At 56.4% G+C, this 11,235-nt stretch carries 11 protein-coding genes; 9 read left to right on the top strand and 2 right to left on the bottom strand.

Annotated features, from left to right (window positions below; all coding sequences use genetic code 11):
- The first annotated feature begins 40 nt into the window (after window positions 1-40).
- The 6 genes from DSM25558_RS03900 to DSM25558_RS03875 all read left to right on the top strand — a co-directional run bounded on the left by DSM25558_RS03900 (window position 41) and on the right by DSM25558_RS03875 (window position 4,679).
- The gene (locus DSM25558_RS03900) at window positions 41-472 is read left to right on the top strand and encodes a tudor domain-containing protein (protein ID WP_083716303.1); all 432 of its coding nucleotides are present in this window, start codon (window positions 41-43) and stop codon (window positions 470-472) included.
- Between the two features lie 292 nt (window positions 473-764).
- Window positions 765-1,748: a tripartite tricarboxylate transporter substrate-binding protein gene (locus DSM25558_RS03895; RefSeq protein ID WP_077101991.1), complete on the top strand. Its 984-nt coding sequence runs from the start codon at window positions 765-767 to the stop codon at window positions 1,746-1,748.
- A gap of 72 nt (window positions 1,749-1,820) precedes the next feature.
- On the top strand, window positions 1,821-2,282 hold the full coding sequence (locus DSM25558_RS03890; RefSeq protein WP_077101989.1) for a tripartite tricarboxylate transporter TctB family protein: 462 nt from the start codon (window positions 1,821-1,823) through the stop codon (window positions 2,280-2,282).
- A gap of 8 nt (window positions 2,283-2,290) precedes the next feature.
- Window positions 2,291-3,796: a tripartite tricarboxylate transporter permease gene (locus DSM25558_RS03885; RefSeq protein ID WP_077101987.1), complete on the top strand. Its 1,506-nt coding sequence runs from the start codon at window positions 2,291-2,293 to the stop codon at window positions 3,794-3,796.
- A 108-nt stretch (window positions 3,797-3,904) separates the two neighbouring features.
- The gene (locus DSM25558_RS03880; RefSeq protein WP_042616170.1) at window positions 3,905-4,117 is read left to right on the top strand and encodes a SlyX family protein; all 213 of its coding nucleotides are present in this window, start codon (window positions 3,905-3,907) and stop codon (window positions 4,115-4,117) included.
- A gap of 10 nt (window positions 4,118-4,127) precedes the next feature.
- Complete coding sequence (locus tag DSM25558_RS03875) at window positions 4,128-4,679, top strand: DUF924 family protein (RefSeq protein ID WP_077101985.1); 552 nt, start codon at window positions 4,128-4,130, stop codon at window positions 4,677-4,679.
- Window positions 4,680-4,757: 78 nt separating this feature from the next.
- Here the strand turns inward: DSM25558_RS03875 and dnaJ are convergent, their stop codons facing one another.
- The gene (gene dnaJ, locus DSM25558_RS03870; RefSeq protein WP_077101983.1) at window positions 4,758-5,891 is read right to left on the bottom strand and encodes a molecular chaperone DnaJ; all 1,134 of its coding nucleotides are present in this window, start codon (window positions 5,889-5,891) and stop codon (window positions 4,758-4,760) included.
- A gap of 85 nt (window positions 5,892-5,976) precedes the next feature.
- Window positions 5,977-7,881, bottom strand: coding sequence for a molecular chaperone DnaK (gene dnaK, locus DSM25558_RS03865; RefSeq protein ID WP_077101981.1), 1,905 nt, complete (start codon window positions 7,879-7,881; stop codon window positions 5,977-5,979).
- Window positions 7,882-8,235: 354 nt separating this feature from the next.
- Between dnaK and DSM25558_RS03860 the strand changes: the two genes are divergently transcribed.
- The 3 genes from DSM25558_RS03860 (at window position 8,236) to DSM25558_RS03850 (ending at window position 11,234) form a co-directional block, all read left to right on the top strand.
- Window positions 8,236-9,993, top strand: a complete 1,758-nt coding sequence (locus DSM25558_RS03860) for an alkaline phosphatase (protein ID WP_077101979.1) — start codon at window positions 8,236-8,238, stop codon at window positions 9,991-9,993.
- A 93-nt stretch (window positions 9,994-10,086) separates the two neighbouring features.
- Window positions 10,087-10,551: a hypothetical protein gene (locus DSM25558_RS03855; protein ID WP_077102320.1), complete on the top strand. Its 465-nt coding sequence runs from the start codon at window positions 10,087-10,089 to the stop codon at window positions 10,549-10,551.
- A gap of 2 nt (window positions 10,552-10,553) precedes the next feature.
- Window positions 10,554-11,234: an ABC transporter ATP-binding protein gene (locus DSM25558_RS03850; protein ID WP_077101977.1), complete on the top strand. Its 681-nt coding sequence runs from the start codon at window positions 10,554-10,556 to the stop codon at window positions 11,232-11,234.
- The last annotated feature ends 1 nt before the right edge of the window (window position 11,235 follow it).

Genomic DNA, 11,235 nt, shown 5'->3' with positions numbered 1-11,235 from the left:
TTTACGAAATTCAAAACATTTCATTGAGTATTCATTCGCCATGTATATCTCTACATCCACTCATTTCAATTTATATCTGACTCGGGGGATATGGGCTTTGTTTAAATTCTTTTCTGTTTTATTTGCTGCTGGCGCGGTTGCTTTTGGTGCCGGTTCTGCCAGCGCCCAAACAAAGGGTGACTGGGTTCTTGGAAACTACAAAGGCGCTGGCTACTGGTTTCCAGGTGTTGTTGAGAAACTTTCTGGCGACAAGATCACTATTCGCTACGACGATGGCGACAGGGAAACCGTCTCAATCAATGCCGTCCGTCCTTACGACTGGATGATTGGCACGAAGGTTGAATGCAACTACAAGGGTGCAGGAAGCTGGTATTCTGGCCGCATCGCTTCACTCGCCGGTGAGAAAATCGGCATTGCCTATGACGACGGCGATAAAGAAACGACCAAGACTGGCCGCTGCCGCACGAAGTAAAGCTTTGTTCTAAAGACAATTCTCGCAGAGCCCGTCGCATCCGCGCGGCGGGCTTTCGACTGAGAAGAGCAATGAAACCGCAAGCCAATATTGAAATGGGTGGATTTTCACACATCGATATTGGCAAATGTTTCGAAATCCACCCATCTCCGGCCGTAGCGAACCACTTTGTTATTCGCTTCCTCGCGAAAGCGTTGCGTGAACGCTGACACCGATTGCAAATAGCCTCACCCCGACCGACGGCAATAGGAGTGCGCCGGTCGATGAGGCCATATTTCATCGGGAGGAAAAGATGAAAATTCTCAAGACCGTCACAGGTGCCGTGGCTGCTGCTGCCGTATCTCTATTCGCTCTGTCCGCTGCTGCGCAGACCTATCCGCAGCGCAACATCACCATGGTCGTTCCCTTCGCCGCAGGCGGCCCGACCGATACGGTTGCTCGCCTCGTTGCCGAATCCATGTCGAAGGACTTAGGGCAACAGATCATCGTGGAAAATGTCGGCGGTGCCGGTGGCACACTGGGTGCGGGCCGTGTCGCATCCGCTGATCCGGATGGTTACACCGTCCTTCTCCACCACATCGGTATGGCAACCAGCGCCACGCTGTACCGCAAGCTGGCCTACAACACGCTCGAAGCCTTCGACTATGTCGGCCTCGTCACCGAAGTGCCGATGACCATTCTATCGCGTAAGACGCTTGAGACCAACGACCTCAAGGGCCTGATCGAATATGCGAAAGCCAACAAGGACACGGTCACCGTTGCCAATGCTGGCATTGGTGCCGCCTCGCATCTGTGCGGAATGTTGTTCATGAGCGCAATCGAAACACCGCTGGTCACCGTGCCTTACAAGGGTACAGGTCCAGCCATGACCGATCTTCTCGGCGGTCAGGTCGATATCATGTGCGACCAGACGACCAACACCACCAAGCAGATCCAGGGCGGCACGGTGAAAGCCTATGCCGTGACGACACCGAAGCGTCTAGATGTTCTGCCAAACGTGCCGACCTCGACTGAGGCCGGTCTGCCGAACTTTGAAGTCGGCGTTTGGCACGGCATCTATACACCGAAAGGCACGCCTGCCGATATCAACGAGCGCCTGTCCAAGTCGCTGCAGATCGCGCTGAAGGACCCGAATGTCGCAGCCCGCTTTGCCGAGCTGGGCACCACGCCCTCGCCTGAAGCAGATGGCACGCCTGCGGCCCTCAAGGCCAAGCTCGAAAGCGAAATTCCGCGCTGGAAAACGGTGATCGAGGCTGCCGGCCAGTACGCCGACTAAGGCTGCGCCCAAGCAACCAACCGGTGGCGTTCACATGCCGCCGGTTTTCACTCGTCAGCGGGGGACAAATTCATGAAATCACTTTCTTTCGATGCAACAGAGGCGATTTGTGGTGCCTTTTTCATTCTACTCGGGATTTTCTTTGCCTGGCAATCTTACGGGCTGGAGCTGGGAACCGCGTTTCGCATGGGGCCGGGTTATTTCCCGCTGGTGCTGTCACTCATTCTCGTCGGGCTCGGCACGCTCATTCTCGTGCGGGCTGGCAAGGTTCAGGGCGAGCCGCTGGGGCCGATTGCTTGGCGCGGCATTTTTCTCATTCTGCCTGCGCCGATCTTCTTCGGCATGACAGTACGTGGCCTTGGTTTCGTTCCGGCGCTTTTCATCAGCGCACTGATTGCATCTTTTGCATCGCATAAGATGAAACCGCTGATGGCCGTCATTCTGTCCATCGGCATCACCGTCTTTTCCGTCGCAGTCTTCGACTACGGTCTTGGCCTTCCCTTCCAGCGCTTCGGCCCCTGGCTCAATTTCTGAGGTGCATGATGGAACTGTTCAATAATCTCGCGCTGGGTTTTTCCACCGCAACCTCTATCGATAATTTGTTCTTCTGCCTCATCGGTGTGCTGCTGGGAACCTTGATCGGCGTGTTGCCGGGCATCGGTGCCACGGCAACCATTGCCATGCTGTTGCCCATTACCTTTCAGCTGGAGCCGGTCTCGTCGCTCATCATGCTGGCCGGTATCTATTACGGCGCGCAATATGGTGGCTCTACGACGGCGATCCTGATCAACATGCCAGGCGAATCCTCGTCCGCCGTCACCGCCATCGATGGCTACCAGATGGCACGCAAGGGCAAGGCCGGAGTCGCACTTTCGGTCGCTGCGCTGGGCTCGTTCTTTGCCGGTACGGTCTCGACATTCCTCGTGGCAATTTTCGCCCCACCACTCACGGCGATCGCGCTTCAATTCGGTGCTGCCGAATATTTCTCGCTGATGGTGGTTGGCCTTGTGTCCTCCATCGCACTGGCCCACGGCTCCATCATCAAGGCGCTGGCCATGGTGGTCTTGGGTCTGCTCCTGGGTCTCGTCGGAACGGATATTTATAGCGGCACGCCACGCTTCACGCTGGGCATCCGCGAATATGCCGATGGCCTGAACTTCGTTGCCGTCGCCGTCGGTGTCTTCGGTATTGCCGAAATTCTGCGAAACCTCGAAAACGAAAAGACCCGTTCCGTTTTGATGGCAAAGGTCAGCGGCCTTCTGCCCAGCAAGGAAGACTTCAAGCAGATGATCGGCCCGGTTCTGCGGGGCACGGCCATCGGTTCGGCGCTCGGCATTCTGCCGGGCGGCGGTGCGATCCTTGCGGCTTTTGCGTCCTACACGGTCGAAAAGCGTGTCTCGAAACATCCGGAAGAGTTCGGCCATGGTGCGATTGCCGGTGTGGCTGGCCCTGAGTCTGCGAACAATGCCGGTGCGCAGACCTCGTTCATTCCGCTTCTGACGCTCGGCATTCCCGCCAACCCCGTCATGGCGCTGATGATCGGTGCTATGATCATTCAGGGTATCGTCCCTGGTCCCAATGTCGCCACCGAACAGCCCGCTTTGTTCTGGGGCATCATCGCGTCCATGTGGATCGGCAACCTTATGCTGGTCATTCTCAACCTGCCGCTGATCGGGCTGTGGGTGAAGTTGCTGACCATCCCCTACTACGTGCTGTTCCCCATTATCATGGCGTTCTGCGCCATCGGGGTCTACAGCGTCAACTCCAACGTCTACGATCTCTATGCCGTCGCCTTCTTCGGGCTCATCGGCTATGCGCTGGTCAAACTGCGCTGCGAACCGGCACCGCTTCTGCTCGGCTTCGTGCTGGGGCCACTGCTGGAGGAGAACCTGCGTCGTGCGATGATCCTGTCTCGTGGTGACGCAACGACCTTCGTTACGCGCCCGATCAGCGCCACGCTACTGCTGATTGCGCTGGCGGTTCTGGTCGTCGTCTTCCTGCCAAGTGTGAAGAAAAAGCGCGAAGAGGTCTTCCAGGAAGAAGATTGATCCTCCATCACATCACGGAAACCTTCAAAGGCCGGGCATCATGTCCGGCCTTTGTCTTGTTTGCGGGATATAAAGCTGGCAAAGCAGGGCATTGACGAGGAGAGACCCATGGCTGACGACAGCGAAAATCGCATCATAGCGCTCGAAGAAACCGTGGCGCATCAGGCGAAAACCATCGAAGAGCTTTCCGATCAGCTAACTGAGCAATGGAAAGTGGTCGAGCAAACCCGCGCCAAGCTGGATCGGCTGACAGACAGGTTCCTGAACCTTGAGGAACAATCGCTCGAAGCGCCCGCCATTACCAAGCCACCGCACTATTAAGGAGCGCACCATGAGCAACGGTACCGCTACGTCCGCTTCCGATGTCATGGCGTTTTGGAAAGATGCCGGACCTGAAAAGTGGTTCGACAAGGACGCCCAATTCGATGCAACGTTCCATGACCGTTTCAGGGATTTGCATTTTGTCGCCGCACGGCGCGAGCTGGACACATGGTTAGAAAGCGCTGAGGACAGCCTTGCTCTGCTGTTGCTGCTGGACCAGTTTCCGCGCAATTGCTTTCGCGGCACAGCGCATATGTATGCGACCGACCCGCTTGCTCGCCACTATACTCAAGAGGTCCTGCGGCGAGGCCATGACAAGACAATCGATCCAGAGCTCCGCATCTTCTTCTATCTTCCTTTGATGCATTCGGAAGACCTCGAAGACCAGCACCTATGCTGCAAGCTGTGCGAACCGCTGGGTGAACGCTATCTGCCGTTTGCTATAGAACATCGCGACATCATCGAACGCTTCGGTCGTTTCCCGCATCGCAATGACGTCCTCTTGCGCAAGAGCACTGAGGAAGAAAAGCGCTTTCTAGAAGAGGGCGGGTTTGCTGGCTGATCGAGCTGACACTACCGCATAAAAAAGCCGCGCATTCTTGTCGAAGCGCGGCTTTGTCATAGACTTCAGAGGCTGAAATCAACCGTCGAAGAATTCCTTCATCCGGGCGAAGAAGCCCGTGGATTCAGGGTTATTTTCCTTAGATGACAGCTCTTCGAATTCCTGGAGCAGTTCACGCTGGCGCTTGGTCAGCTTCTGCGGCGTTTCGATCTGAATCTGGATATAGAGATCACCCTGCTGCGCAGATCGCAGAACCGGCATGCCCTTACCCTTCAAACGGAACTGCTTGCCCGCCTGCGTACCCTCAGGCACCGTAACGCGCGACTTCGTTCCGTCCAGTGTCGTTACATCGAACGTTCCGCCCAGCGCTGCCGTCGTCATGGAGATCGGCACCGCACAGTAGAGATCAGCACCGTCGCGCTGGAAGAACTCGTGCGGACGCACGGACAGGAAGATGTAGAGATCGCCCGAGGGGCCACCGCGCATGCCTGCCTCGCCTTCGCCTTGCAGGCGAATGCGTGTGCCGTCTTCGATACCAGCTGGAATATTAACCGACAGAGAGCGCTCTTCCGTGATGCGGCCCTGACCATGGCACTTCACGCAAGGGTCAGTGATCGTCTGGCCGCGACCGTGACAGGTCGGGCAGGTCCGCTCCACCGAGAAGAAGCCCTGCGCTGCGCGTACACGGCCTGAGCCCTGGCAAGTCGCGCAGGTTTTGGGCTGTGTGCCAGGCTTTGCGCCGGAACCGGTGCAAACGTCACAGGTGATGGAGGTCGGTACACGAATCTGCGCGGTTTTGCCCGCAAACGCCTCTTCCAGCGAGATTTCCATGTTGTAACGAAGATCGGCACCACGTTCGCGACCGCCGGAGGAGCGACGCGCACGGCCGCCACCCATCATCTCACCGAAGATGTCCTCGAAGATGTCGGAGAAGCCACCACTGGCACCACCGCCAAAGCCGCCGCCTGCATTGCCCATGCCGCCTTGTTCGAAGGCTGCGTGACCGAAGCGGTCATAGGCGGCCCGCTTCTGCGGGTCTTTCAGTGTCTCATAGGCTTCGTTGAGTTCTTTGAATTTCTTCTCAGACTCGGCGTCACCAGGATTCTTGTCCGGATGATACTTCATCGCAAGTTTGCGGAAGGCGCTTTTCAGCTCTTTTTCGTCAGCTGTCCTGCCAACGCCAAGTGTTTCGTAAAAGTCTGCTTTCGCCATTAACTACAAGCCCCGGAAATGGATTTCCGGCTGCACAAGGCAGCCGGATTTCAGTCAAGTATCAATTGGATTTCAAAAGCCACGCTTATGCGGACTTCTTGTCATCCTTGATTTCCTCATAGTCGGCATCGACGATATCGTCCTTGCCGCCTTCATGACCGGCTTCGCCACCTTCAGCCTGCTGGGCTTCATAGATGGCCTGACCAAGCTTCATGGACACTTCCATAAGGGTCTGGGTCTTTGCCTGAATGTCATCAGCATCGGGCTCCGACGCTTCGACCGAGGTCTTCAGCGCAGCAATGGCGTCTTCGATGGCCTTGCGGTCCGTCTCGGAAACCTTGTCGCCATATTCCTTCACGGACTTCTCGGTGGAGTGGATCAGGCTTTCCGCCTGGTTCTTGGCTTCTACACCGGCGCGACGTTTCTTGTCGGTTTCGGCATTGGCCTCGGCGTCCTTCACCATCTTTTCGATGTCGGCGTCAGACAGGCCACCAGATGCCTGGATGCGGATCTGCTGTTCCTTGCCGGTGCCCTTGTCCTTGGCCGATACCTGCACGATGCCGTTGGCGTCGATATCGAAGGTGACTTCGATCTGCGGTACGCCGCGGGGTGCTGGTGGCAGGCCAACAAGGTCGAACTGACCAAGCGACTTGTTGTCGGCAGCCATTTCGCGCTCACCCTGGCTGACGCGGATCGTCACGGCAGACTGGCTGTCTTCAGCGGTCGAGAAGGTCTGGCTCTTCTTGGTCGGGATCGTCGTGTTACGGTCGATCAGACGTGTGAAGACGCCACCCAGTGTTTCGATGCCGAGCGACAAAGGCGTTACGTCGAGAAGCAGAACGTCCTTGACGTCACCCTGCAGAACGCCCGCCTGAATGGCGGCACCCATGGCAACAACTTCATCCGGGTTCACACCCTTATGTGGCTCCTTGCCGAACAGCTGCTTGACGATTTCCTGAACCTTGGGCATGCGGCTCATGCCACCGACGAGGACAACTTCTTCAATCTCGGCTGCCGTCAGACCGGCGTCCTTCAGCGCTGCCTTGCATGGTGCAACAGTGCGCTGAACGAGATCGTCCACGAGGCTTTCGAACTTGGAGCGCGTCAGCTTGAGCGTCAGGTGCTTAGGACCGGTCGCATCTGCCGTGATGAAAGGCAGGTTGATTTCGGTCTGCTGCGAAGACGAAAGCTCGATCTTTGCCTTTTCAGCAGCTTCCTTCAGGCGCTGAAGCGCAAGCTTGTCACCCTTCAGGTCGATGCCCTGATCTTTCTTGAATTCGCCGGCCAGATATTCGACCAAACGCATGTCGAAATCTTCACCGCCAAGGAACGTGTCGCCATTGGTGGATTTTACTTCGAAAACGCCGTCGCCGATTTCCAGAACGGAAATATCGAAGGTACCGCCACCCAAGTCGTAAACGGCAATCGTCTTGCCTTCCTTCTTGTCGAGGCCATAGGCCAAGGCAGCAGCCGTTGGCTCGTTGATGATGCGCAGAACTTCAAGACCAGCGATGCGGCCTGCATCCTTGGTTGCCTGGCGCTGCGCGTCGTTGAAGTAAGCAGGAACCGTGATAACGGCCTTCTCGACCTTTTCGCCGAGGTAGGATTCAGCGGTTTCCTTCATCTTCTGAAGGATCATGGCCGAAATCTGCGAAGGCGAGTAACCCTTGCCCTGCGCCTGTACCCATGCGTCACCGTTGTCGCCCTTGACGATCTCGAACGGAACGAGGCCCTTGTCCTTACCGACAGTCGGGTCTTCGTAACGGCGACCGATAAGGCGCTTTACGGCAAACAATGTGTTGGTTGGGTTGGTAACAGCCTGACGCTTTGCAGGCTGGCCGACCAGACGTTCGCCATCATCGCTGAACGCAACCATGGAAGGTGTCGTACGCGCGCCTTCGGCGTTTTCAATAACTTTAATATCCTTGCCGTCCATCACTGCAACGCAGGAGTTGGTCGTGCCAAGGTCGATACCGATTACTTTTGCCATTTTCTTCTCTCCTTGAAGCGAGTTGTCGGAACCCCGTGAGGCATTCCACTGACAACTCCTTGACTTGGATGGTCTTCGTGTTCGTGCAGCATTCTTCAACGCTGTTCTGGGGGGTATATAAGGAGCGATTTTTCCCGCTGCAAGGCGGATAGATGTGTCCATCGCAGCAAAAATCAAGAAATGCGCCTGCTGACAAAACGCATTGGGTGTCACAACGACCCGGGATACGTTGATAATGAGAAACAACCGGGTTGTACGGCACCGAAAAATTCCCGCCAACCGTCATGTCTCTGTCATGCGCAATCCCTATAGGCGGGAAGCCTTTCCATAAAACATCACTCTTTAGAGGTTATCATGCGCAAACTTTTCGCCGCATTCGTTGCCACCACCGTTCTTGCCGGTGCTGCACAGGCAGCAACGGTCTATCCCCTTGATCGAGCAACGATTCTCACCGGCTCTCCTTTTGATTTCAAAGTCGAGTTCAAGAATGTCGTAAAGCCTGAAGACGTCAAGATTACCGTCAATGGCCAGGACTACAAGGCTATCTTCGGCGCCGACGTCACCTTCACAGCCGAAGAAAAGGGCAAAGAGGACAAGGTCCTTGGTTCTGCCGTTACATTGCGCGGTTTGAAGATTGCCAAGGCTGGCGATTACAAAGTTGAAGTTTCTGCCGGTTCTGAAACTAAAAACGTCACATGGACTGTTTATGGCACAGGTGAAGCACCAAAGGCCAAGAACGTGATCTTCCTTTTGGGTGATGGTCTTTCCGTCGCGCACCGCACAGCGGCCCGCATCATGTCCAAGGGCATGACCGAAGGCAAGGCAAACGGCCGTCTCAACATGGACGAGATGGACCGTATGGCGTTCATCGGTACGTCTTCTACAGAAGCTGTAGCGACCGATAGTGCCAACACGATGTCGGCTTACATGACCGGCCACAAGACAGCCGTGAACGCTCTTGGCGTTTATGCCGACCGCACACCAGCAAGCCTCGATGACCCGAAGGTCGAAACCCTTGCAGAAGCCCTTCGCCGCCAGACGAAAAAGTCGATCGGCATCGTGACGACATCGGAACTGCAGGACGCGACACCTGCCGCCGTTGTGTCTCACACCCGCAAGCGCGGGGACAAGGCCGAAATCACCGGCATGATGTTCGATGTCAAGCCAGACGTGGTTCTCGGCGGTGGCTCTGCCTACTTCCTCGGCAAGGACACCCCCGGTTCGAAGCGCAAGGACGACAAAGACTATATCAAGCTGTTCCAGGATGCAGGCTACACGCTGGCAACCGACAAGAGCGAGCTTGAAAAGGCAGAAGGGTCCAACACCGGAAAGCTTCTCGGCCTGTTCCACACCGGCAACATGGATACCGTTCTCGACCGCAACTTCCTCAAAAAGGGCACCGTCGACAAGTTTCCGAATCAGCCCGGCCTGGTCGATATGACCACTGCTGCGCTTGGTGAGCTGTCGAAAAACCCGGAAGGCTTCTTCCTGATGGTCGAAGCTGCCAATATCGACAAGATGTCTCACCCGCTGGATTGGGATCGCGCCGTCGTTGAAACTATTGAATTCGACAAGGCCATTGGCGTTGCACGTGAATTCGCTGCGAAGAACCCCGATACGCTGATCGTCGTCACCGGTGACCACACGCACGGCGTCTCCATCATCGGAACCGTCGATGACGAAAAGCCAGGCGATGAAATGCGTGCCAAGGTCGGCACCTATGCCGAAGCCGGCTTCCCGAACTACGAAGACAAGGATGGCGATGGTTACCCTGACCGGATCGACGTCAGCCGCCGCCTGTTCCTGAATGCCAATAATGGCCCTGACCATTATGAAACATTCCGTCCGAAGATGGATGGTCCTTTCGTTCCGGCAATCCAGAACGAGAAGAAGGAATACATCGCCAACGAAGCCTACAAGAACGTACCCGGCGCAGTCTTCGTCCAGGGCAACATTCCCAAGGATGGCGACAGCGGCGTTCACGCTGTTGACGACATCGTTCTGCAGTCCACAGGCCCAGGCTCGGAAGAGTTCAAGGGATATATGGAGCAGAGCGACGTCTACCGCGTGCTGGCCGATGCTTTCGCTCTTGGCACCAAGCAGACGCAGTAAGAACGCTTGAACATTACGTGGTCCGGCTCGCATCATGCGGGCCGGATCGTCCTCGTTTCAGACTATACCGGACAGGTCGAACTGGAGATCGTCATGGCGCACCATTCCCGCATGTTCACGCGCAGGCATTCGCTCAAACTCGCCGCTCTATCGGGGGTAACGCTCTGCGCCGGGCGTGCATTCGCTGCACCATCGCCACTCACCTTCGATGAGATGTATGGCAAGATCGGCGTTCTAGGACTGGAATTTTCCGATAAGCTGAAACAGTTGACCGGCAAGGAAATCCGCATGAAGGGCTTTATGGCTCCTCCTTTAAAGGCAGAGGCCGCCTTTTTCGTGCTGACGGAAATCCCCATGGCGCTTTGCCCGTTCTGCTCGTCGGATTCGGACTGGCCGGACAATATCGTCGTCGTCTACCTCTCGGAAAAGCAGACCTTCGTGCAGCCAAGCACGACAATCGAAGTGACCGGAACTTTGGAGCACGGTTCATGGACCGACCCGGAGACGGGTTTCGTCAGCCTCGTGCGCATCAGAGATGCGCAATACTCGGTGTCCTGAACATGTTGTCTTTGACCATATCCGGTCTTACCGTTTCCTATCCCGGCCTTGCCGCACCGGTTTTGTCCATAGACGAACTGAAGGTTGCCGCAGGCGAAATGATGGCGATTTCAGGCGCGTCCGGCTCCGGTAAAAGTACATTTGTCAATGTCATCACCGGCCTTGAACGCGTCCAAGAGGGCACGGTGACCTGGGGTGATCATAATATTGCCGGATTGACAGAAACCAGACGAGATCGCTGGCGCGGCGAAAATGTCGGGCTCGTTATGCAGGAGTTTCATCTCCTGCCTGGCCTTTCGGCTATCGAAAACGTGCTGCTTCCGGTTCGCCTGAGCCGCGCTATGTGCCGCGATTACGGCAGGCGTGCAGCGGAATTGCTCGAGAAAACCGGCCTGGGCCGGCCCGACCAGAACATCAACACCATGTCGCGCGGCGAGATGCAGCGTGTCGCGATTGCACGCGCGCTGCTGCGAAAGCCTGGCGTTATCGTCGCCGATGAGCCTACCGCAAGTCTTGACCCCGATAATGGCGAGACGATCGGCCGTCTGCTGGTTGATCTGGCGCGGGCAGCTGGCACGACACTCATCGTGATCACCCATGACAGGCTTCTGGCGCAACGCCTCGATCGCCGCCTGGAACTCGCCAATGGCCGTATCTTGAGCGATACCGCCGGGAACACATGAT

The sequence above is a fragment of the Agrobacterium sp. DSM 25558 genome (assembly GCF_900100825.1).
GTDB lineage: Bacteria > Pseudomonadota > Alphaproteobacteria > Rhizobiales > Rhizobiaceae > Agrobacterium.
The sequence above is the reverse complement of the archived record's forward strand: the minus strand, read 5'-3'. Positions and strand labels throughout refer to the sequence as shown.

Excerpts from the sequence above, each read along its gene's own strand:
- DSM25558_RS03900 (WP_083716303.1), top strand. The coding sequence starts at position 41 with ATGTATATCTCTACATCCACTCATTTCAATTTATATCTGACTCGGGGG.
- DSM25558_RS03895 (WP_077101991.1), top strand. The coding sequence starts at position 765 with ATGAAAATTCTCAAGACCGTCACAGGTGCCGTGGCTGCTGCTGCCGTA.
- DSM25558_RS03890 (WP_077101989.1), top strand. The coding sequence starts at position 1,821 with ATGAAATCACTTTCTTTCGATGCAACAGAGGCGATTTGTGGTGCCTTT.
- DSM25558_RS03885 (WP_077101987.1), top strand. The coding sequence starts at position 2,291 with ATGGAACTGTTCAATAATCTCGCGCTGGGTTTTTCCACCGCAACCTCT.
- DSM25558_RS03880 (WP_042616170.1), top strand. The coding sequence starts at position 3,905 with ATGGCTGACGACAGCGAAAATCGCATCATAGCGCTCGAAGAAACCGTG.
- DSM25558_RS03875 (WP_077101985.1), top strand. The coding sequence starts at position 4,128 with ATGAGCAACGGTACCGCTACGTCCGCTTCCGATGTCATGGCGTTTTGG.
- dnaJ (WP_077101983.1), bottom strand. The coding sequence starts at position 5,891 with ATGGCGAAAGCAGACTTTTACGAAACACTTGGCGTTGGCAGGACAGCT.
- dnaK (WP_077101981.1), bottom strand. The coding sequence starts at position 7,881 with ATGGCAAAAGTAATCGGTATCGACCTTGGCACGACCAACTCCTGCGTT.
- DSM25558_RS03860 (WP_077101979.1), top strand. The coding sequence starts at position 8,236 with ATGCGCAAACTTTTCGCCGCATTCGTTGCCACCACCGTTCTTGCCGGT.
- DSM25558_RS03855 (WP_077102320.1), top strand. The coding sequence starts at position 10,087 with ATGGCGCACCATTCCCGCATGTTCACGCGCAGGCATTCGCTCAAACTC.
- DSM25558_RS03850 (WP_077101977.1), top strand. The coding sequence starts at position 10,554 with ATGTTGTCTTTGACCATATCCGGTCTTACCGTTTCCTATCCCGGCCTT.